This is a genomic window from Enterococcus sp. DIV1096b (assembly GCF_050498765.1).
GTDB lineage: Bacteria > Bacillota > Bacilli > Lactobacillales > Enterococcaceae > Enterococcus_D > Enterococcus_D entomosocium.
In genome coordinates this window covers 2,321,222-2,342,084 of the sequence record NZ_JBMHEK010000001.1, presented here as the reverse complement: position 1 = coordinate 2,342,084, position 20,863 = coordinate 2,321,222, and the positions used below count along the sequence as shown (strand labels likewise).

20 protein-coding genes are annotated in these 20,863 nt (G+C 43.4%); 13 read left to right on the top strand and 7 right to left on the bottom strand.

All coding sequences use genetic code 11. The features are described 5' to 3' along the window. The first annotated feature begins 166 nt into the window (after positions 1 to 166). A complete protein-coding gene (locus tag IGJ17_RS11055) occupies positions 167 to 445 on the top strand; it encodes a (4Fe-4S)-binding protein (protein WP_008378829.1) in 279 nt (92 codons plus the stop codon). After that, positions 433 to 705, top strand: a complete 273-nt coding sequence (locus IGJ17_RS11050) for a GNAT family N-acetyltransferase (protein WP_005234932.1) — start codon at positions 433 to 435, stop codon at positions 703 to 705. Before IGJ17_RS11055 ends, IGJ17_RS11050 begins: the two co-directional genes overlap by 13 nt. A 69-nt stretch (positions 706 to 774) precedes the next feature. On the opposite strand, the gene IGJ17_RS11045 is transcribed toward IGJ17_RS11050, so the two are convergent. From IGJ17_RS11045 to IGJ17_RS11025, 5 genes are all read right to left on the bottom strand, one after another. Then, a complete protein-coding gene (locus tag IGJ17_RS11045) occupies positions 775 to 2,529 on the bottom strand; it encodes an ABC transporter ATP-binding protein (protein ID WP_061054371.1) in 1,755 nt (584 codons plus the stop codon). After that, entirely contained in the window at positions 2,526 to 4,256 is a 1,731-nt protein-coding gene (locus tag IGJ17_RS11040; RefSeq protein WP_429961387.1) for an ABC transporter ATP-binding protein, read from the bottom strand. The genes IGJ17_RS11045 and IGJ17_RS11040 overlap by 4 nt, the downstream gene beginning before the upstream one ends. A 15-nt stretch (positions 4,257 to 4,271) precedes the next feature. Further along, a complete protein-coding gene (locus tag IGJ17_RS11035) occupies positions 4,272 to 4,811 on the bottom strand; it encodes a GNAT family N-acetyltransferase (RefSeq protein WP_429961386.1) in 540 nt (179 codons plus the stop codon). 149 nt (positions 4,812 to 4,960) lie between these two features. Continuing rightward, complete coding sequence (locus IGJ17_RS11030) at positions 4,961 to 5,320, bottom strand: hypothetical protein (protein WP_429961385.1); 360 nt, start codon at positions 5,318 to 5,320, stop codon at positions 4,961 to 4,963. A 73-nt stretch (positions 5,321 to 5,393) separates the two neighbouring features. Beyond that, positions 5,394 to 6,326, bottom strand: a complete 933-nt coding sequence (locus IGJ17_RS11025; protein WP_429961384.1) for a helix-turn-helix transcriptional regulator — start codon at positions 6,324 to 6,326, stop codon at positions 5,394 to 5,396. Positions 6,327 to 6,403: 77 nt separating this feature from the next. Here IGJ17_RS11025 and IGJ17_RS11020 point away from each other — a divergent pair, with 77 nt between their 5' ends. From IGJ17_RS11020 to IGJ17_RS10985, 8 genes are all read left to right on the top strand, one after another. Next, the gene (locus IGJ17_RS11020; protein ID WP_086373142.1) at positions 6,404 to 6,868 is read left to right on the top strand and encodes a VOC family protein; all 465 of its coding nucleotides are present in this window, start codon (positions 6,404 to 6,406) and stop codon (positions 6,866 to 6,868) included. A gap of 193 nt (positions 6,869 to 7,061) precedes the next feature. Next, positions 7,062 to 8,189: an LCP family protein gene (locus IGJ17_RS11015; protein WP_008378814.1), complete on the top strand. Its 1,128-nt coding sequence runs from the start codon at positions 7,062 to 7,064 to the stop codon at positions 8,187 to 8,189. A gap of 176 nt (positions 8,190 to 8,365) precedes the next feature. Next, positions 8,366 to 9,283, top strand: a complete 918-nt coding sequence (locus IGJ17_RS11010) for a cation diffusion facilitator family transporter (protein ID WP_429961383.1) — start codon at positions 8,366 to 8,368, stop codon at positions 9,281 to 9,283. Between the two features lie 771 nt (positions 9,284 to 10,054). Then, the gene (locus IGJ17_RS11005) at positions 10,055 to 12,721 is read left to right on the top strand and encodes a cation-translocating P-type ATPase (RefSeq protein ID WP_429961382.1); all 2,667 of its coding nucleotides are present in this window, start codon (positions 10,055 to 10,057) and stop codon (positions 12,719 to 12,721) included. A 209-nt stretch (positions 12,722 to 12,930) separates the two neighbouring features. Continuing rightward, a complete protein-coding gene (locus IGJ17_RS11000; RefSeq protein ID WP_008378808.1) occupies positions 12,931 to 13,338 on the top strand; it encodes a MarR family winged helix-turn-helix transcriptional regulator in 408 nt (135 codons plus the stop codon). 14 nt (positions 13,339 to 13,352) lie between these two features. Then, the gene (locus IGJ17_RS10995; RefSeq protein ID WP_008378805.1) at positions 13,353 to 13,988 is read left to right on the top strand and encodes a nitroreductase family protein; all 636 of its coding nucleotides are present in this window, start codon (positions 13,353 to 13,355) and stop codon (positions 13,986 to 13,988) included. A 14-nt stretch (positions 13,989 to 14,002) separates the two neighbouring features. Next, the gene (locus tag IGJ17_RS10990) at positions 14,003 to 14,290 is read left to right on the top strand and encodes a putative quinol monooxygenase (RefSeq protein WP_429961381.1); all 288 of its coding nucleotides are present in this window, start codon (positions 14,003 to 14,005) and stop codon (positions 14,288 to 14,290) included. Between the two features lie 2 nt (positions 14,291 to 14,292). After that, positions 14,293 to 14,652, top strand: a complete 360-nt coding sequence (locus IGJ17_RS10985) for a DUF1304 domain-containing protein (protein ID WP_016613516.1) — start codon at positions 14,293 to 14,295, stop codon at positions 14,650 to 14,652. Between the two features lie 132 nt (positions 14,653 to 14,784). Here the strand turns inward: IGJ17_RS10985 and IGJ17_RS10980 are convergent, their stop codons facing one another. Beyond that, positions 14,785 to 15,387: an ECF transporter S component gene (locus IGJ17_RS10980; protein ID WP_005234954.1), complete on the bottom strand. Its 603-nt coding sequence runs from the start codon at positions 15,385 to 15,387 to the stop codon at positions 14,785 to 14,787. 109 nt (positions 15,388 to 15,496) lie between these two features. Between IGJ17_RS10980 and IGJ17_RS10975 the strand changes: the two genes are divergently transcribed. The 3 genes from IGJ17_RS10975 to IGJ17_RS10965 all read left to right on the top strand — a co-directional run bounded on the left by IGJ17_RS10975 (position 15,497) and on the right by IGJ17_RS10965 (position 19,865). After that, positions 15,497 to 16,117 (top strand): TetR/AcrR family transcriptional regulator, encoded by a 621-nt coding sequence (locus IGJ17_RS10975; protein ID WP_005225615.1) that lies wholly within the window; start codon positions 15,497 to 15,499, stop codon positions 16,115 to 16,117. Positions 16,118 to 16,484: 367 nt separating this feature from the next. Further along, positions 16,485 to 17,975 (top strand): NlpC/P60 family protein, encoded by a 1,491-nt coding sequence (locus IGJ17_RS10970; RefSeq protein WP_429961380.1) that lies wholly within the window; start codon positions 16,485 to 16,487, stop codon positions 17,973 to 17,975. Between the two features lie 33 nt (positions 17,976 to 18,008). Next, positions 18,009 to 19,865, top strand: a complete 1,857-nt coding sequence (locus IGJ17_RS10965) for a glucosaminidase domain-containing protein (RefSeq protein WP_086316356.1) — start codon at positions 18,009 to 18,011, stop codon at positions 19,863 to 19,865. A 62-nt stretch (positions 19,866 to 19,927) separates the two neighbouring features. On the opposite strand, the gene IGJ17_RS10960 is transcribed toward IGJ17_RS10965, so the two are convergent. Further along, a complete protein-coding gene (locus tag IGJ17_RS10960; RefSeq protein ID WP_429961379.1) occupies positions 19,928 to 20,551 on the bottom strand; it encodes a hypothetical protein in 624 nt (207 codons plus the stop codon). Positions 20,552 to 20,863 lie beyond the last annotated feature (312 nt).

Sequence of the window (20,863 nt, the reverse complement as noted above, 5' to 3'; positions counted from 1 at the left end):
TGTTTTGACGGAACGCTTTTTTGTGCTGCCGTAAGCTTTTGGCTAATGATCGGCAACTGAGAGGCTATTTTAGAACAAATGATTTATTTTTTTCTCGAGAAGTCGTATGATGAAGGAGGAGGCAGGCAGTTTGCTTCTGACAATCAGTAAGAGGAGGGTGTTCAACATGGACGAACAGCCACTAGCGAATGAAACAGAAGAAGGGTTGATTGCTGCAGGATATCGGAAGTATCGTGGTGAAGCGATCGATATTTATTACAACAAAGAGATCTGCACCCACAGCGGTAATTGTGTGCGGGGCAATCCCGCCATTTTTGAAGTTGGACGGCGTCCCTGGGTGATTCCTGATAATGGGGAAGCAGCCCAAGCGGCACAAGTGATCCATACCTGTCCAAGCGGTGCATTAAAGTATGTGTTAAAGGAGGAACAATCATGGAAATCTTAGAAGAAAATGCTCGATTTGTGTTAAAAGACGGTGACAAAGAAATTGGTGAAATGACGTGGTCAAAAGCCGGTGAAACGCGTATGATCATTGATCATACCTTTGTCGATCCTGCTTATCGGGGACAAGGACTCGCCGAAAAATTAGTGGCAAAAGGGGTGGAAAAAGCCCGCAAAGAACAAAAGAAAATCATTCCTTTGTGTCCCTTTGCCAAAAAAGAATTTGAACGCAAACCAGAATATGCCGATGTTTGGAACCAATAAATCAACCAAAACAACCCCCGCCAACTCAAGAGTCTCTCTTTGAGGTGGTGGGGGTTGTTGTATGACTGATCAATGTTGGAATTGAGCATGGTACAGGCGATAGTAATAGCCTTGTTCTGCCAGTAATTCTTCATGGGTTCCTTGCTCCACGATTTGACCGGCATCCATTACAAGGATCTTGTCTGCTGCTCGAATCGTTGATAACCGATGGGCGATCACAAAGCTGGTTTTGCCTTCCATCATTTTCAAAAAGGCATCTTGGATTTTTTTCTCAGTCAGAGTATCAACCGAACTGGTTGCTTCATCCAAAATCAGCATTGGTGGGTTACTGATCATCGTGCGGGCAATCGTCAATAGCTGTCGTTGTCCGTCAGAGATCTTGATGCCTTGATGACCGATCGGTGTATCTAGTGTTTCTGGTAAGCGCATCACATATTCATACATATAGGCATGCTTTAGGGCATCATAGATTTCTTCATCTGTGGCAGTGTCATTTCCGTATTGCAAGTTTTCTCGTAAAGAGGCATCAAAGAGCCATGTATCTTGCAAGACCATTCCGAAGCTTTGCCGTAATTCTTCTCGTTTCAACTGACGAATATCGGTGCCATCGATCTTGATCGCGCCTTTATCGACATCATAGAAACGCATCAACAAATTGACCAACGTCGATTTACCGGCACCGGTTTTTCCGACGATTGCGACGGTTTCTCCAGGTTTTGCAGTAAAAGTGAAATCTTCGATCAATTTTTGACCAGGATCATAAGCAAAAGACACCTCCTCAAAGGCAATCTCGCCTTTGATCTCTCCCAGTGATTGAGATTCTTGATCATCGGCTGTTTCTGGCTCTTGATCCAACAGCTCAAAGGTTCTTGAAAGTCCAGCCAATGCCGTTTGGATCTGGGTCGTAATTCCTGACAATTCAATGAATGGTTTCGAAAACTGACTGGAGTAGATCGTAAAGCTGGAAATCATCCCAACCGTGACAGCACCTGAACCAGAAAAGTAAAGCAGACCGCCGACAAAGCCGACTGACAGATACGCCAAATGATCGACGAATCGTGAAAGGGGATTGGTCAAAGAAGAAGAAAACTGTGCCTTTTGCCCCCGGACATTCAATTCTTGGTTGATCGTTTCAAAACGGTTTTGGTTGATGGTTTCTCGATCAAAGGCTTTGACGATTTTTTGATTGCCGATCATTTCCGTAACAAAGCCAGAAATTTCGCCGACGATTTCTTGTTGCCGAGCAAAATGCGATTGTGACGTTCGTGCCACGATCCAGTTGACCAAAAAGATGATCGGGGTCGAAACCAATACGACCAACGTTAAGGGCACACTCATTTGCAGCATGACGACTAAGGCGATCAAGACGACCGAAATACCAGAAAACAGCTGGTTGAAGACTGCAGCGACGGCAATGGAAATATTATCCATGTCATTGGTAAAACGACTGACGATGTTGCCGTGGGAGTTTTGGTCATAATAGCGCAAAGGCAATGTATTGAGATGCGCAAAACCTTTTTTGCGCAAATCGGCGACAGATAAATACGCCACGCGGTTACCCAGTCGCTGGATCAACCATTGACTGACCACAGTCACTAAAACCACTCCGGCAAACAGAAGCAAAATACGATAGAGAGTGCTAAATTGCACTTGATCAGCACCTATCAGCTGATCGACGGCTTGACCAATCTGATACGTCATATAAACCGAGGAGACGCCAGCAGCAATCCCGAGGACAACTGCTGCCCAAGTTTCCTTCGCATAGGCAGTCAAATAAGGGAGGTAGCGACGAAAGGCCGACCAATCGAATGATTTCTTTTTCATGCTTCTTCCTCCTCTGCCTGTGATGCGACGATTTCTTGGTATTCTTTTGAAGATGCCAACAGCTCTTCATGGGTCCCTTTGCCTACCAAATTCCCTTGGTCTAAGACTAAGATCTGCTGCGCATCTTGAATGGAGCGAACCCGTTGAGAGATAATGATGACCGTGCCACGAATGCTTTCTTTTAAAGCCATCCGCAAATCAAGATCGGTTTGATAGTCAAGGGCACTTAGAGAATCATCCAAAATCAAGATATCTGGTTTAGCGATCAATGCTCTGGCAATCGTTAACCGTTGTTTTTGTCCCCCAGAAAAGTTCTTGCCCCCTTCAAAAATCGGGGTATCCAGTTGCTGCGGCAAGGCTTCAACGAAGTCGCGGCTTTGAGCGATTTCGAGTGCTCGCCAACACTCTTCATCGGTGGCATCTTTTTTGCCCCATTGCAAGTTTTCTCGAATCGTTCCCGTAAACAGCACGGCGGTTTGAGTCACCATGGCGATTTTTTGGCGTAATTGCTGTAAAGGCCATTTCCGCACATCGTGTCCGTCAACGATCACTTTGCCATCTGCCACATCGTAGAAGCGGGGGATCAATTGGGTCAAGGCAGATTTCCCACTCCCGGTTGGTCCAGTGATACCTAAAATAGACCCCGGCGCGACTTGGAAATCAATGTTTTTCAAGGCTAATCCGTATTCTTTTGAAAAGCGGAAATCAACATGTTCAAAGCGAATCGCTCCGACGTTGTTTTTCGGCTGATCCATAAAGACTTCTGAAAGTTCATCGCCGATCGATGGCTCAGTGGTTAAAACTTCGTTGATCCGTGAACCTGATGCTGCCGCACGGGTAAAGATGATCACTAAGTTGGAAACCACGATCAATGCTAAGAGCATTTGATTCATGTAATTGACCAGTGCCAGCACTTGTCCTTGCTGCAAATTGCCTATATTGACTTTGAATCCACCGATATAAAACAACGCGATAATGCCGACATTCATGATTAAGGTGGTGGCAGGCGTCAATAAAGCAGACAGGTTTGTCACCCGTAAATAGACATCACTTAAATCATCAGTTGCCTTATCAAAGCGTTTCGTTTCCGTTTTTGTGCGGGCAAAGGCACGAATCACCCGAATCCCGCTTAAATTTTGACTAACTAGCTCATTCAACTCATCTAAATGGACTTGAACTTTCTTATACAATGGCACGGTTTTGGCGATGATCCAGAATAAGACGATACAAAAGAGCGGTAAAACGAGTAGGAAAATCAAGCCAGCTTGCCAATCAATGACAAAGGCCATAATCACAGAACCGATGCTTAAGAAGGGCGCCCGGACAACCAGCCGAATCAGCATCGCCAAAGCAATCTGCATCTGATTGATGTCGTTTGTCATTCGAGTAATCAACGTATCAGTACCGAATAAGTTCAGTTCGCTATGGGAAAGGGTGTTGATTTTTTTCATCAAGCGATTGCGTAATTCTGTCCCGAATCCTTGAGAAGCGACGGAAGCATAATACTGACAGATGACGGCACAGATCATCCCCACCACGGACATCACGATCATCCAGATCGTCATTTCAACGACCTTCGACCAATTGTTTTGCCGTAGGCCCTCATCGACTAAAGCGGCCATCTGCAAAGGCAGAACCAATTCAAACACCGCTTCTAAAAATTTGAAAAACGGACCAAGAATAATCTGTTTGCGATAATCCTTGGCGTAGCGTAACAAGCTTATCATAAAAAACCTCCTAAATTATTTCGGATGAGCAGGATATTCACTAGCTAAACAGGCAAAAACCAAACTATCGGTCCATTTCCCCTTGTTCCACCAGTCTTGGATAAAATGTGCTTCTTGGCGCAATCCAATCCGTTGGCAAAGCTTGGCTGAGGCCTGATTGCGGGCATCTAGCGTCGCTTGGACCCGATGGATCTTCTGACTGGCAAACAACCAGTCCAACAACTCTTTCAAGGCTTCTTGAGCAAACCCTTGTCCGCCAAATGACGGATGGAAGGCATAGCCGATTTCAACGGAAGACGGCTGACCAGTAGACCACACCGACAAATCGCCGATGACCGTTTGATCGTGTAGTACCGCCAAAGAAAGACCTGCTTGGTCCGTCAAGGTGTGCTGTTGACATTTTTTGGCAAAAGACGCCGCTGCCGTTTCTGTCTGCCAAGGCTCATGAAGTAAGAAACGGCAAACTTCCGCTTGCTGATAAATAGCAAAGGTATCGGCAAAATCACTTTCTTGAAACGGACGGATCGTTAACCGTTCACTTTCCATACATACCATAGACAGCCTCCATTTCTTTAGGGACATCTTACCATAGAACGAAATAGCCGAAAACATTATCAGAAAAATACAACAACTTTCTTGTAAAAGAGTGTAAATTTCATGAAAATTCTTTCTTTTACAATTAGAACTTGCCAGTTGCTGCCTATTTACCACGCCTGCCAGCGGGCAAGAAAGGTTTTTTGCCAATCCCCCAAGGGCAAAATCACTCGCTGCATTTGAAAACGGTAGGTTTCCCCTTTATAAGTAAAGCGAATCGGGACGAGCATCCCTACAACAGGATCTTTGTGCTGTTTTTTTAGCTCAGCAAGCGGCACGATTTTGTGCTGCAGGACTTTTGTCGAGAAAAGATTCAATGCCAAAATCGTCAATTGCTGATCATCTAAGACGAGCAGGGTACGGCTGGTGATGGCATTGAAGGACTGCCATTTTGCATAGCCGATCACAGCTCCTTCCGTCAAATAGGGGGCTGCCAACGCTAGGAAGGTTTTTTTATTTAAAAGAAACATGGGTAGAAAACTCCTTATAAGTAAGAATCGTTTTAGGCAGAGTGTCAACCATCATCGAACAGCGTGAAGACGCTTAGTCAGTTGTAAATGGCTGCAGCATCCGCCAAACTTTTTCAGTATACGCCTGTTTGAGGGCTAACGGTTCGATTTCTTTGATGGTTGGCCCAAATTGCAAGAGAAAGTCAGCTAGAAAATCAAGCTCATTGTCGGCAATGTGTCCTTCTAAGCAAAGCTCACTAGGACGTTCCACCACTGCCATATCAGGATATTTTTCTTGCCACAAGCGTTCCTTTGCCGATAGATCAAAGCGGATGTGATAGCCCAGTGTTTGTGTCAACACTTGTTGCTGCAGCTGTTTTTCATCTAACTGCTGCAAGGTATAGCCTGTTTTTTCAGTCGGAGCAAGTCCCTGCATTGCATCACAGCGATAGCGGCGAAAGACCTGCTTTTGACAATCAAAGGCCAAACAATACCAGTAACCAGCACGAAAATCCAGCTGATAGGGTTGTACGGTCTTGTTCGTTTTTTGATAACGCTGATAGGTAAATTGGATGACCTGTTCTTGTACGATCGCTGAAAAAAGCGCTGAGAGGATCGGTGCACTCGTCAATTGAGGCACCCCTTGAAACGAAACCGCCGTCTCCATTTTTTCTAACCAGTCGGTATCTCCTTGATAAAAAGACTGCAAAAGTTTTCGCCGCAGCCCTTGATAGCTCCGATCAAAAGGAGAATCGGACAGTTTTTGTAAGAGCTGTAAAGCAAAGAAAAGGGTATAACGTTCATTTTTGTCAAAGTACAAGGGGGTCAGTTGATTTTTTAAGATCTGATAGCCGCCATAACGACCGGTTTCTACCACGAGAGGCAAGCCCAGCTCTTCCAACGATTGGACATCGCGGACGGCTGTGCGTTTTGAAATCGCAAAGGTTTTCATCAAATCAGCTAGATGAAAAGTGGTTTTTCCTTGTAAATACAATAGCTCCTGAGTTAAACGTTCTGATTTTTTCATTTCTTTCTCCAATGGTGCCAAGTTTTGGCAATATTCACAGTTACACTTATGGTAACAAGAAAAGGAGGAACCAACAAATGATCGAACCAAAAATCGCTTTATTTTTAACCTTAGACGGCAAAGCCCAAGAAGCCATCCACTTTTATCAGGAAACATTAGACGCGACCCTCTTATTCGCCATCACCAACCAAGAATATCAAGAAAAACTTGATCCAACGCTGGAAATTCTTGCAGGTCAAGAACAGTATCTTTCTCATTCCATCCTACAAATCGGAGATTTCCAGTTGCAGCTGGCTGACAATCCATTGATCGAAGGGGAGCCCATTCAAGCAGGGAATCACTTATCCTTGAGTTTGACGATAGACGACACCAAAACAGCTCAAAAGCTTTATCAACGACTAGTGGAAAAGGGCAGTCAGGTGATCCAGGCACCTAGTGAAAATCCGTTTGCGTTTTTTTATGCAAGTGTTCGCGATCCATTTGGTGTAATTATTCAGCTTACTGTCGAAAAAGAAGTTGATCCATCAAAAAAGGGTGAATGAAAAAAATCGTTTTTTAATAAAATATCCATAGAAGTTGACTAATTATCCAGCTTTCTTTCATCATCAGAATTATTTTTAAGGAATGTTTAAAGGACTTCACAGAAAAAGAATAAAACTTCTTAAAAAAATAGGCGGATCGCAAAAATTCTGGTACAATCGGGGAGAGCAATTCAGGAGAAATGAAGGAGGCACTATGGATAGAAAGACGAGATATAAACAGCAAAGAGCCCACAAAGCGCGCAACAAACGCGTGATTATTGGAGGAATCTTTCTTTTCGCCATTGCAGGCATCGTTTTATTTGCCGGCTATACGTATTATGCAGCAAAAAATTCAGTGGATAAAATGTTTAAAGAATCCGCTGTAATCAGTTCCAATAAAAGTAAAGAAGACAACTCATTGAAAGCTTCTGACGTGAATTCAAAGTTTGGGATCTTGCTGATGGGTGTCGATAATGACGCGGAACGTGAAAAGACAGAACATTTGGACAGTGCCCGTACCGACAGTTTGATTTACATGGTATATGATGGCGAAAACAAGAAAATCGATATGGTTAGTCTCCCTAGAGATATTTGGACCAATATTTATGATGGAACAGGAACTGGGACAATTGCTACTACAGCCAAGATCAATAGTGCATTCACGATTGGTGAGGAAGACGCAACGATTGAAACAGTCCAAAACTACCTGCAATTGCCAATTGACTATTACGTAAACATCAATTTTACAAGTTTTGAAAAAATAATCGATGCGATTGGCGGAATCACTGTTGATGTGCCTTACGACATCAACAAGAAATATACTTCAGACAACACGGGAGAAACGTTGATTCCAGAAGGACGTCAATTGTTGAACGGTGAACAAGCCTTGATTTTTGCCCGTATCCGGAAAATGGATACTGATGTGGATCGAGGAAACCGTCAGCAAGAAGTTATTGAAGCAGCGATCCACCAAGCTTTGAAAATCAATAATGTCACCAAGTACCAAGAAATTTTAGATTCTGTCAGCGAAGATGTGAATACAAACTTTAAGTTTGAAGACTTAGTATCTTTAGCGGGCAATATGTTGTCTGGGTTCGATATTCAAAAACATACCTTTGAATGGTACGATGGGGAATCTTATGATGGACAATCGATCGTATATATTCAAGACTATTCTTACAATGAAATCCGTAATGATATGTTGAAAGCATTAGGTCAAGCACCAGCAGATTCGCAAGCAGATGCCAATACAGAAACACAAACCGGTGTTGGAAACGAGACAGGTGCAGGAACTGGTGACGGATACGGCTCGGATGTCGTTGATGACGGAACCGGCTACTAATCAAGAGAAAAAAGTCAGGAACATTCCTGACTTTTTTTGTACCCTCAGACCTTTAAAAATCGATTGAAAACAAGTTCAGTCTCTCAAGCCGCTTTCGTTTGCATCTAAGAAGTGCAGTGCTATTCTTAAGAAAAGAGACAGCTTGTTGCAGCAAGTCATACACTGGGGGAGGAACCATGATGGAAAAACAGCAAGAACAAAAAGCCCGAAGAATCGTCTTGTTGACCCATGTCTTAGGGTTGCTCATGAAAGCCATCGGGTACTTCCTTAGCGGCAGTGCTGTCTTGATGAACGAAAGTATCCATAGTCTGATCGATTGCATCAATCAAGGACTTCTAGCCATCGGTGAAAACCGAGCACAGCGAGGACGCAGTGAACTGCATCAGTTTGGTGAAGGACGAGCGACCTATTTTTTTAGTACCGTAGTTGCCATGACAGTTTTTTTAGGCGGCGGCATTTTAGCGGTTGTTGAAGCCAGCCGTGATCTACTAGACCCAACCCACGAAGTGGAACAGCTCCAGCTGGTGGCAGCGATCTTATTTGTCAGTTTGTTTATTGAAGTGACTGCAGTTCAAGATGGTTGGCAAGAAGTCAAAGAACAAAATAAACAAAAACAACCCCTCGTCCGTTTTTTGAAAGAAAGCCGGGATTCTGATTTACTATTAGGTTTTACGGAAAATTTGTTTGCCTTAGGCAGTGTGACGATCGCCATCGTAGGAATCTCATTGACTGCTTTGACAGGCAATCCGGTATTTGATTCCCTCGGGGGCATTTTAGGTGGATTGTTGTTGATTGCTGCGGCTGTCTTTTTAGCCAAAGAATTTTATAGCCTTTTGATTGGCGAAGGGGCATCCGCATCGGATTTAATGGCGATCAAACAAATTTTAGCTGACCCTGCAATCATTCAAATCAAAGATTTACGAACCCTCCATCTAAGCCCAGAGGAACTTTTGATCGTCGCCGACCTTAGCTTGAGACTAGCGCCGGATGAAGAACCAAGCACGTTTATTGATACCATTGAGCAGCAAATAAAGCAGGCTTTGCCTGAACTGAGGGTTTATTGCTATATCGAGAGTGAGGAAATTACCTCTTAAAGTAGAATAAATACGAAGCATTCATCGGCTGGTGATTCATCAATCAACCGATGAATGCTTGTTTTGGGTAGTGGTGAGCTCGTGTTGAATGAACACAAAGGATCAATGGCTTGTTTTAACTTTAGGCTTTTCTGACGATCAGGAATTAGATTGTAAGCGGAAAGATCCAGTGATTTATCTATTTTTTTAGCAGTAAACAGTTTTTTTGTTCAAAAGTTTGTGTTTTTTTGTTAAAATAAAGTAAGGACAGCGAGTGTTCTCTTTTTAAAGTTATTTTTTTGCTAGAGTTGTAACATTGTAAATCACAACATAGCAAAAGCTCAGGTTATTAAGAAAACGCCGAAACGAGTGCCTGTTTGCCATTACTGGCATGCTGCCCAATCGTCACCAAAAGCGGTGGTGCTAATTTTGTTACGACTGTTTTTTTACACCACTTGTGAAGCAAAATCCTTTGCGAACATCTTCATCCATGATAGGTTAGAAATAGGCCGAATGGTTTTTTCACAAAGTACGTACATAGAAAGATCACTTGCGACTACCAAAAAAAGTTACTTCACTACTCGCAAAATGATCGATGCTCATCACACATACCTTTTCCCTCAGCCAGTCAATCTGCGCTTGCTTTTCTTATTGGTTATATTCCCTTCAATCAGCAATTGCCTGAACCGATTCAAAATCAAAAAATGACTGTGCAAGGTATCTGTACCGCTTTATCCCTTCAGAAACGTGGAAACCCTCGGCAAGAAGTTTACAATTAAAAGGAGGAATTTGATGGAAAAATTTTACCAGCAAAAGACTGAAGAGACCTTGAAACATTTTGAAAGTGACCGCAAGCAAGGCCTAAGCGGGAAAGAAACCGACAAACGCTTAGATAAATACGGAGAAAACACGATCCAGCAACAAGAATCCCTTTCTGTATGGGAATTGCTGTGGCATAACTTGAACAACTTGATTGTTTATCTCTTGCTAGCAGCTGCGTTACTCTCTTTTGCGATGGGGGAAACGGTTGAAGGAATTGCAGTATTGATTGCCGTGGTGATTGCTGTAATGACCGGTTTCATTACAGAATTACGAGCACAAAAATCAATTGATTCACTTCAAAGCATGATTTACACTACCGCAAAAGTGATTCGTGATGGAGAAGTAATGGAGATCGAGTCGGCAAAAATCGTTCCAGGCGATATTCTCGTTCTGGAAGAAGGGGATGCTATTGCCGCAGATGCCCGCTTACTTGAAACGAGCAACTTTGCCTGCATCGAATCAGCGCTGACCGGTGAGTCAGAAGCTGTTGAAAAAGATGCACGAGAAACTTATGAAGAAGATGTTCCATTAGGCGATCGCCGCAATGTCGTTTTCGCAGGAACTGCGGCAACTCGGGGAAATGCCTATGCAGTAGTGACAGAAACCGGCATGAAGACCGAGGTTGGAAAAATCAGTGACATGCTGACGGGGGATAAAAAGCGTCAAACGCCATTAGATATCGAATTGGACAAGCTTGGAAAAGCAATCATTATTGCAGCACTCTTTGCTGCGGTGGCAGTTTTGATCGCTGGGGTCTTGACGAATCAACCATTTGTCGAAATGATCCATATCTCGATTATTTTAGCGGTCGCAGCGATACCTGAAGCAATGCCAGCCGTTTCGACAATCACATTGTCTCGAGGCATGCGGACGATGGCCGAGCACAAAGCACTCGTCAAATCGTTATCAGCCGTAGAGACTCTTGGCGCCACCAGTATCATTGCCAGTGATAAAACGGGGACGCTGACAGAAAACCAAATGACGGTTGCCGAGATCATTTTAGGTTCTGGGGAAATGTTCAAAGTGACAGGAAATGGGTATGAACCCAACGGAAAATTCTATAAGGCAGACTCGGATGATAATTCCGAGATCGACGCAACCAATCATGATGCACTGCAAGGGATGGTTGCAAATGGCGCTTTATGTACCACCGCCACTTTACGTGAAAACGAAGGGCAATACGAGATCCTCGGTGATCCAACGGATGGGGCGTTTGTTGTTTTAGGTCAAAAGATCGGCATCGATCGGCAAAAAGAGCAGGACAGCGGGCTGAAGAAAATCGCAGAAATGCCCTTTGATTCCGACAACAAATACATGGTGACCGTGTATGAAGGAGAGCAACGGACATTGATCATCAAAGGGGCACCAGATGTCTTAATTGATTTAGCTGATGCTGATGCCACTGAAAAAGAACAACTTCATGAATACAATGACACGTTAGCCAGTCATGGGCAGCGGGTGATCGCTGTCGGTTGCATCAAGGATTATCAAGGTGGGACGGACGAAGCAGAGCTGAAAGCAGCATTACAGGAAATCAAGATCCAAGGCTTTGCGGGCATCGTCGATCCGCCACGAACAGATGTCAAAGAGGCAGTGAAGGTCGCCCAAGAAGCGGGGATCCGAGTGAAGATGATCACGGGGGACCATCCGAAGACCGCATCAATGATCGCCAAAGAAATTGGCTTAAAAGATCATGAAAAAACCATGACAGGTCGCGAGATCGATGAATTGGCAGGGCAGGAAGGCTTTAACGAAAAAATCGAAGAAGTCGCTGTCTTTGCTCGAGTCTCTCCAAAAAACAAATTACAACTTGTGGAAGCCTTGCGTGAAGAAGGCGATATCGTTTCTATGACTGGCGATGGCGTTAACGATGCGCCGGCACTCAACGGCGCCGATATCGGGATCGCCATGGGGATTCGTGGGACAGAAGTAGCCAAAGAATCTTCCGATATGATTTTAACGGATGACCGTTTTGGAACAATCGTCGATGCCATCAAAGAAGGACGCATCATTTTTGACAACATCAAAAAATATGTTTCTTTCTTATTCTCATGTAATATGGTTGAGATCGTGACGATCTTTTTAAGTGTCATCTTCTTGATGCCAATGCCGATCCAACCGCTGCATATCCTTTTCTTAAATCTAGTCATCGATATTGCGCCAGCAATGGCGTTAGCCTTTGAACCAGCAGAAGACGATATCATGAAACGTCAGCCACGGTCGAAAGCTGATGGCCTCGTCAACAAACGCTTCTTAGGACGCATCATTTTAAGTGGTGTTGTGATTGGTTTGGTGGCGTTTGGCTTCTTCAATTTCTTGATGTTGACGGATCACGAGTTGCTTTATGCACAAACAGCGACCTTTACCTTTATGGCAGTAGCACAATTGATGCATATTTTCAACGTTCGTAAGAGCAGCGGTTTTGGCTTAGACAAAACTCTCTTGAAAAACAAACCGTTGATGGGGGCATTGCTCCTTTCCGTAGGTTTGCAGCTTTCAGCAGTCTATGTACCGTTTATGAATGAGCTATTAGACACGATGCCAATTCAAGCCGGCACGTGGGGGATCATCTTCGCTGCTGCAGCGATCTCTACACTGATTGTGATGGGCTTGAAGAAACTCTTCCAATTAAAATAAAATAAATTCTCCAGTATTTTCTCAATACCGGAGTAACGAAGACCCGCAGCCTAATGGCGCAACTTCGCCAAAGGATTCTTGATTCGATCCTTGATGAAGTTCGCCTAGCTGCGGGTCTTTTTTGCTTACTCTTTACAAGCAAAAGAAAATGATTTATACTTGACTAGTCAACAGTTGACAAGTCAATGATGAAAGGAGCGATTTCTGCAATGAATTTACGTGAGCTAAGCGGATTGCTGTATCGGATGAAAATCGTGAATCAAGAATTAACGGCGATCTTTGAAAAAGAGACTGGCTTTAGTCTGACCCGTTATCAGTTGCTGCAGTTTTTGAATGAGCAAGGACGCTGTACCCAAAATCAAGTACAGAATGAATTGAAGATCGATAGTGCAGCGGTCACTCGGCATTTGAAGATTCTCGAAGAAAAACAATTTGTGACACGGGAACGAAACAAAGACAATAACCGCGAGATTTTTGTTTCTTTGACACCGAAAGCACAAGCCGATTTGGCTAGTTGTGCTTCAAAGCATGCCAGCTCTGAGGAGTCGTTAGGCATCAATTTGACCGAAGAAGAAGAAGCACAGCTTCTAACATTACTTATGAAATTAGTTCCATGAAAGAAGGCAAACCCATGACAGAATACAGCAATAACAATTTTTCAGAGATTACCTTTGGCCGAAAATCGGTCCGTGTCTATGATGAAACCTACAAAATCCCTCATGAAGAAATGTTGACCATGATCCAAGAGTCAACGACAGCACCTTCCTCAGTCAATATGCAGCCTTGGCGCTTTGTCGTTGTGGAAAGCGATGAGCAAAAAGCAAAATTGAAACCGTTGATTCGTTTCAACGTCCGACAAAATGATACATCTTCTGCAATGGTCTTGATTTTTGGCGATATGCTTTGTCATGAACTAGGAGAAGAAATTTATAACAAAGCAGTAGCAGAAGGCAAAATGCCAGCGGAAGTACGTGACCAACAATTAGCAGCGATCATTCCTCATTACGAAAATCTTACAAAAGAACAAATGAATGATGTGGTGAAGATCGACGCTAGTTTAGCAGCGATGCAATTTATGTTAGTTGCGCGGGCGCATGGCTATGAAACCAACCCAATCGGCGGTTTTGAAGCAGATCAATTAGCAGAAGCTTTTGGCTTAGACAAAGAACGTTATGTTCCTGTCATGATCCTTTCAGTCGGAAAAGCCAAAGAATTAGGCTATGAATCCGTTCGGTTAGACGCAGAACAAATTACGACATTTCTATAAGAGGAGGGAAAACGATGGAAATCATCAATGCAACGTTTTACATCAAAGAAGAAAAGCGGGCAGATTTTTTAGCCGCTGTTACCCCATTAATAGCATCGGCAAGAACTGAGGATGGCTGCCACGGCTATCATCTCTATGAATCATTGGAAGAGAACAATCGGTTTGTCATGGTCGAAAAATGGGCGAATCAAGAAGCGATCACCGCTCACAATCAAAACCCGCTGCTGCAACAATTATTCCAACAAATGCCTGACTTTGCAACCAAACCGAGCGAGATCGTTGTCGCTCATCAAGGAGAATAAAGATGACGATTTTATCGACGATTTTGATTGTACTGGTTGCCTTAGAGTTTTTCTATATTCTCTATTTAGAAACATTTGCCACTACGTCCAAAGCAACGGCGCGGGTCTTCAACGTGACGAAAGCAGAACTTGAACGACCGATCGTTGTGACCTTGTTCAAAAACCAAGGGGTTTACAATGGACTCATTGGTTTGGGGTTACTGTATAGTATTACCTTTGCTTCAGCACCATTGGAAATCAGTCGCTTGTTGCTGATCTACATTATCTTAGTAGCTGCATATGGCAGTGTGACTAGCGACAAGAAAATTATTTTGACCCAAGGCGGTCTAGCGATCCTTGCCTTGCTGTCCACCTTTTTTTAACCAATAAAAGAAGAAGCCCCCTAATCTAAGAAAGCCTTTCTATACAATAGAAGCTTTCTTAAATCGGGGGCTTTTAATGTTTGGGCAAAGAGTACTCAGAACGTGAAAAAAATGATAGGATAAGAGAAGGGACTAACGATTTTCTGGACGTAAACTGGTTGCCGCAAATAAGGCTTTTACTAGAATGGGTGTTAAGATCGCAGCTGTGATCACCTCAGAGATTCCATTCGTTATAGCAATTCCACCGAGGGTCACGAATAAAGCCGAAGCATCGACACCATAGGTATTGGCAACTAACCCAGTATATAAGGTTCCCATTAGGGTTAAGACCAAAACTGTATTTGTGATGGTCCCAAAGATCGCTGCAACAATCGAAGCAGCGACGACTTTTTTGGTCTTTTTGTAAATGATCGTAAATAAGAGACCAGCCACTAAGCCAACCAACACACGGGGGACCACCGAGATGATTGGGTTGGTGAAAACGGCAATGTCCAAGGGCGTTGTCGGGGAGGTAAACGCACGGATCATGGTAAAAATGCCCCAGACTAAGCCAATGAACATCCCGTCTTTTGTCCCTAAAACGATGGCAGCGACGATTACCGTGATATGGATGATCGTCAAACTAGTGATACCGATCGGAATAAATCCAAGGAAAGGCACCATCGTCTGTAAAATAATAATAGCAGTCAAAATGGCACGAATGACAAGGCGATAGGTTTTGCTTTTTGTATTCATTGTAAAAACTCCTTTTTTATAATGACACTCGTGTCATTTTTAAGTTAGGTTGATTATACAACAAAATGACACGAGTGTCATTAATAATGTGATGAAAGGAGCCAAAAAAATGGCGAAGAAGCAGCAGAGCGAATTGACTACAGCTGAAAAGAAAAAACAACAAAAGCGTGATTTGATTCTTGAAAGTGCCAAAGTCGTCTTTAGTAAGAAAGGTTTGATTGATGCGACAATGAAGGACATTATCGAAGAGTGCGGCATTAGTCGCGGCGGCATTTATTTGTACTTTCGTTCGGTGGATGAGATTTTTTTGGCAGTGTTAGAGCAGCGTTCCAAACGAAAATTTGATGATGTACGAGAGATGATCATGGAGCAAGTACCCTTTGAAACGATTTTAAACAAATATTTTTCCGACCATCGCAAGCGTCTACTCCACAGCATTTCTGACGGTATGCTGCGAGCCGTCTATGAGTATTACTATACGCATAAAACCGAAGCCTCCAGTTCACTGCAGCAAGCTCAACTCGCTGAGACGAAACGGACGATCCATGAGATTTTTCAAGTGGGCGTTCAGCAAGGTGTATTAAAAGATGAAAACTTGGCAGTGATTGCAGAAAACTATATGTTCGTGATTGAAGGATTAGGGATTTTGGCTCTGACCGGTCACATCACAGAACAGACCATTGATGACCAAATCGCCGTAATGAGACAACTACTCCCTTATCGTGAATAACACAGACAAAAAAACTCGCTCTTTTCTAGAAAACACTAGGAAGGAGCTTTTTTCGTCTGTTTATAACTTTGTGAATCAAGCATATTTTGCAGAAAATTAATGTAATAAAAGTGAAATCTACAACATTATTTATTTTTTCTTAAGAAAAAGGACTTTTTCTATGAAGTTTTCTTGAACAGTTGATACATAGGGATTCACTCGGCGTGTCGGCGGGATAGGAGTGGGGAACATGTAATAAAAAAACAGAGCTTATTTATGTAACTAAAATGTAAATCGCTTACGGATTGGGTTTGTTGCTGAACTATGGTAAAATGAAAATGGTCAAATAAATGAAAAAAAAGTTTTAAAATTGAATTTGGAGGATCAGATGAAGAAGAAAATCTTTGCAACAGTGTGTATGTGCGGCATTGTATTGTCATCATTCGGCGGACCTGTGACCGTTTTTGCTACGAATCACGATCAATTGATCGAACAAAAAAATAACGAAATTGATCAGTTGAGACAGCAACGTCAAAGCGTACAAGGGGAAATTGACGGATTGTCTGCAGAAATTGATTCGTTAAATCAAGAAGCAGCAATCATTTTAGCGCAGCAAAGTGATTTGTTGCAAGCGATCGAAGGATTGGATCAGGAAATCAGTCAGTTAGAAGAGCGCATTGCCAAACGCTCAGAAAACATTGAAAAGCAAGCCAGAGAAACACAAGTTAATGGAAAAGGCGACCATTTTCTAACAGCGGTACTAGAGGCGGACTCTGTCAGTGATCTAGTCGGTCGTTTGCATGCGATGACGACGATCATTCGAGCGAATAATGAAGTGATCGAACAGCAAAAAGCCGACCAACAAGCTGTTGAACAAAAGCGTGCGGAATCACAAGAAAAAGTGGCAGAATTGCAAGCAGCACAGAGCCATCTGGAAGCACAAAAAGGTGTTTTGGAAGCAAGCCAAGCAGAATTAAATGTCTTAGTTAGTAATTTAGCCTACGAAGAAGCAACGAAAGAAGAAGAAAAAGAACAGCTGCGTGCGGAAAAAGAAGCCTATGAAGCGGAGCAAGCGAGAATTCGTGAAGAAGCTGCCCGAGTAGCTGCTTTACAAGCCCAAGCGGAACAAGCGGCGCAACAGCAGGCAGAACAAGCTGCAGCGGAAGAAGCAGCCTTGAATGAAGCAGCTGTTCATGTAGAGAGCACAGAACCTGACGCAGAAACAGAGAGCCCAGCGCCAGTGGAAGAGCCAGAAGCACCAGCAGAAACGCAACCAGAGGAAACGCAAGAATCTGAACCGGTTGAAACACCAGAGGTTCCAGAGGAAACACCAGTAGATACACCAGAAATTCATGAGCCAGAAACACCAGTGACACCTGCAGCACCGGAGACGCCAGCGGACAGTGCACCTGCAGTTCCTGCACCAACGCCAGCACCGACGCCAGTTACACCAACACCGGCGCCAACGCCTGCTCCGTCACCTGCACCGATCGTGACGCCGCCAGCACCTTCTGCACCAGCATCAACAAATGGTGCTGCAATCGTGGCAGAAGCCTATAAGCATATCGGAAAACCCTATGTGTGGGGTGCCAAAGGACCGGACAGCTTTGACTGTTCTGGGTTTACTCGCTATGTCTTTTTACAAGTAACAGGGAGAGATATTGGTGGATGGACGGTGCCACAAGAAACAGCCGGTACAGTGATTTCCGTTAGCCAAGCACAACCAGGAGATCTTTTATTCTGGGGTTCATCAGGTAGCACCTATCATGTAGCCATTGCTTTAGGTGGCGGACAATACATTCATGCACCACGCCCAGGACAAAATGTTTCTGTTGGCAGCACCGCTCATTTTACACCTAGCTTTGCAGTAAGAATGTAAGAAGTAGCTAGCTGTAGTTTTAAGGAGAGACAAATGGAAGAAAGAAAACAACTTCGTTATCGTGCGAAGAAACAAAAAAGAGGGCTTCTTTACCGTAAAAGTGCGGCGGCAACCGCTGCACTTGTTAGTACGGTGAATATTTTGCCGATGAATGTTTTAGCAGATACACTCGAGTCAGCAGAAGCCCAAAATGGTGTTCAAGTAGTTGAAACAGCAGAGTCAACCCAAGACACATCGACGCATGATTCAGTGAGCATTGTAGAAGATCAAGAAGTGAACGAGGGATCACCAGCAACTCAAGATAGTACCGATCCATCAGAAGCTGAAAGTGCGGATGGAGTAGACATCCAAGAGGTACCCGAAAATGCACCAGCAGATGATGCTTCTGAACAGAATGAAGCAGAAACCGATAGTGATATTCCTGTTCTGTCAGAAGAAGAGCGGATCGCCATTGAAACGAAGGTCATGCCCAACTATAACAATCCAATGGCACGTTCCAACAATCAGCAAGCATTTATTCAGCAAGTAGGACCAATGGCACAAGAAGTTGCCGGGGCAAATGACCTCTACGCTTCGGTCATGATTGCCCAAGCGATCTTAGAATCGGGTTGGGGGCAATCCACGCTGACCACTCTTGCAAATAATATGTTTGGTATCAAGGGATCTTACAATGGACAATTTGTAGAGATGCAAACCATGGAAGATGACGGGAATGGCAATCTCTATCCGATTATTGCTAGGTTTCGTAAATACCCCTCATTAAAAGAATCTTTTCAAGACAATGCGCATGTTTTGAGAACTACCTCATTTTCGCCGGGTGTTTTCTTCTACCATGGGGCATGGAAGTCTAATACAAATTCTTATCGTGACGCGACTCAATGGCTGCAAGGACGTTATGCCACCGATACTTCTTATGCAAGTAAGCTAAACAACTTGATTGAAACGCACAATTTGACCCAGTACGATACATCAAGTGGTGGCGGTTCAAATGATAACAACAATAACAATTCTGAGCAGGCGATCAATAAGCAATTCAGAACAAATGCAGCACTCAATATCCGTTCGGATGCTTCCACTAGCGCCTCGATCGTTGGTTCATTGGCTGCCAATGCAACATTTGAAGCAGTAGCGCAAAAAACTGGTACCAGTGTGAACGGCAATACGACGTGGTATCGAATTCAAGGACGTGGCTGGGTAAGTGCTGCTCACGTGACGGAGATCTCATCGAATACGGGTGGGAATGATAACAACAATAATAATGGTAACAACAACAATAACAACAATGCCGAACAAAGCATCAACAAAGAGTTCCGCACAACTGCTGCCTTGAACATCCGTTCAGATGCATCGACTAGCGCTTCTGTTGTTGGCTCCTTGGCAAGTAATGCGACATTTCGAGCAGTCGCTCAAAAGACGGGATCGAGTGTCAACGGAAACAATGTGTGGTATCGAATTCAAGGACGCGGCTGGGTGAGTGCTACGTACGTGACAGAAGTGAACGCTGGAAGTAATAGCTCTGAGCAAAGCATCAACAAAGAGTTTCGTACAACCGCAACATTGAATATTCGCTCTGATGCGTCTACCAGTGCCAGAATTGTTGGTTCTTTGTTAAACAACTCCTCTTTTCGCGCGGTTGCGCAAAAGACCGGAACCAGTGTGAATGGCAACAACGTCTGGTATCGAATTGAAGGGCGTGGCTGGGTAAGTGCAGCATATGTTCAAGAAACGAACACTTCCTCATCAAACAGCACCACCTATACCGTACGTTCGGGAGACACTCTATGGGGCATTTCGCAACGCTACAGTGTGACTGTGAATCAGTTGATGCAGTGGAATAATCTTTCTGGCTCATTGATTCTTGTAGGACAGCGTCTTGTAGTCCGTAGATAAAATGAAAAAACATCTGGAACCATTTTTGCGGCTATTTGCCAAAATGGTTCCAGATGTTTTGTTTATTCTTCTTTGAAGCTGTTCATGATCGCTGTTAACTCGTCTTTTGAAGAGTCGTATAAGCTTTCTAACGTCCAACCATACAACTGAACATAATTATTGTCGGTTTCAAGTACATAATAAATATAGTGGATATTTAGCCCTTCAACTGTCGCTGGGAAATCAACGAAATAGGCCTTCGTGTCAGGAATTGGTAAAAAGGTGGCGGTCGTATCGAAGCTTGTTGCCAAATTTTCTTGAACCAATCCGAGATAAGTTTCTAAATCGGCAAAATCTTGTTTCGATTCAACGACTGCAGCTAAGTATTTCGTTTCTAACGCATCTGACAACATGAAATCATTGTCAGGATTCAATGAAGTGAAATCGGGTACCTCTTGCCAATTACTAGGCAAATCGATGGTATAGTTTGTTCCACTCTCGCCTGTGATGGTTTGTTCCGAACTCGGTAAAGCCGCTTCGCTGGAAGAGCCCGTCGATTCTTGCGCGACTTCTGTTGACGAAGTCATAGATAAGCTTGTAGCGCTTGCATTTTCCGTGCTTTCTGAAGCTGGTTTCTCCTCTTTTGGCGTACAGCCAGCAAAAAGAAGTGTGAACCCCAATAAACTAAAAACAACACTTTTTCTCATTATTCTCACGTTCCCCTTTGTTTTCTATTTTCAAATAACCAACATTATTTAGTTAATCGTATAATAGGAAAGGAAATAACGCAATAAAATATTCTCAGTTACTGCATGAAAAGAAAAAAATAAAGGATTGTTAAATAATAAATTTAAAAAAATGAAGCCGAAATAACTGACTGTTACCGCTTATTTTCACTTTTTTCTTAGATTGATGCAAAAGTTGATTATAAATACGGGGCGACTTTTGCTATGCTTTAGAAAAGAAAGGAAGCATTAAAAGAATAGTGAAGTTAAAAATTGTGTCGGTTATATCTATAA

Coding starts and splice junctions, on each gene's coding strand:
- IGJ17_RS11055 (WP_008378829.1), top strand. CDS start 167: ATGGACGAACAGCCACTAGCGAATGAAACAGAAGAAGGGTTGATTGCT.
- IGJ17_RS11050 (WP_005234932.1), top strand. CDS start 433: ATGGAAATCTTAGAAGAAAATGCTCGATTTGTGTTAAAAGACGGTGAC.
- IGJ17_RS11045 (WP_061054371.1), bottom strand. CDS start 2,529: ATGAAAAAGAAATCATTCGATTGGTCGGCCTTTCGTCGCTACCTCCCT.
- IGJ17_RS11040 (WP_429961387.1), bottom strand. CDS start 4,256: ATGATAAGCTTGTTACGCTACGCCAAGGATTATCGCAAACAGATTATT.
- IGJ17_RS11035 (WP_429961386.1), bottom strand. CDS start 4,811: ATGGTATGTATGGAAAGTGAACGGTTAACGATCCGTCCGTTTCAAGAA.
- IGJ17_RS11030 (WP_429961385.1), bottom strand. CDS start 5,320: ATGTTTCTTTTAAATAAAAAAACCTTCCTAGCGTTGGCAGCCCCCTAT.
- IGJ17_RS11025 (WP_429961384.1), bottom strand. CDS start 6,326: ATGAAAAAATCAGAACGTTTAACTCAGGAGCTATTGTATTTACAAGGA.
- IGJ17_RS11020 (WP_086373142.1), top strand. CDS start 6,404: ATGATCGAACCAAAAATCGCTTTATTTTTAACCTTAGACGGCAAAGCC.
- IGJ17_RS11015 (WP_008378814.1), top strand. CDS start 7,062: ATGGATAGAAAGACGAGATATAAACAGCAAAGAGCCCACAAAGCGCGC.
- IGJ17_RS11010 (WP_429961383.1), top strand. CDS start 8,366: ATGATGGAAAAACAGCAAGAACAAAAAGCCCGAAGAATCGTCTTGTTG.
- IGJ17_RS11005 (WP_429961382.1), top strand. CDS start 10,055: ATGGAAAAATTTTACCAGCAAAAGACTGAAGAGACCTTGAAACATTTT.
- IGJ17_RS11000 (WP_008378808.1), top strand. CDS start 12,931: ATGAATTTACGTGAGCTAAGCGGATTGCTGTATCGGATGAAAATCGTG.
- IGJ17_RS10995 (WP_008378805.1), top strand. CDS start 13,353: ATGACAGAATACAGCAATAACAATTTTTCAGAGATTACCTTTGGCCGA.
- IGJ17_RS10990 (WP_429961381.1), top strand. CDS start 14,003: ATGGAAATCATCAATGCAACGTTTTACATCAAAGAAGAAAAGCGGGCA.
- IGJ17_RS10985 (WP_016613516.1), top strand. CDS start 14,293: ATGACGATTTTATCGACGATTTTGATTGTACTGGTTGCCTTAGAGTTT.
- IGJ17_RS10980 (WP_005234954.1), bottom strand. CDS start 15,387: ATGAATACAAAAAGCAAAACCTATCGCCTTGTCATTCGTGCCATTTTG.
- IGJ17_RS10975 (WP_005225615.1), top strand. CDS start 15,497: ATGGCGAAGAAGCAGCAGAGCGAATTGACTACAGCTGAAAAGAAAAAA.
- IGJ17_RS10970 (WP_429961380.1), top strand. CDS start 16,485: ATGAAGAAGAAAATCTTTGCAACAGTGTGTATGTGCGGCATTGTATTG.
- IGJ17_RS10965 (WP_086316356.1), top strand. CDS start 18,009: ATGGAAGAAAGAAAACAACTTCGTTATCGTGCGAAGAAACAAAAAAGA.
- IGJ17_RS10960 (WP_429961379.1), bottom strand. CDS start 20,551: ATGAGAAAAAGTGTTGTTTTTAGTTTATTGGGGTTCACACTTCTTTTT.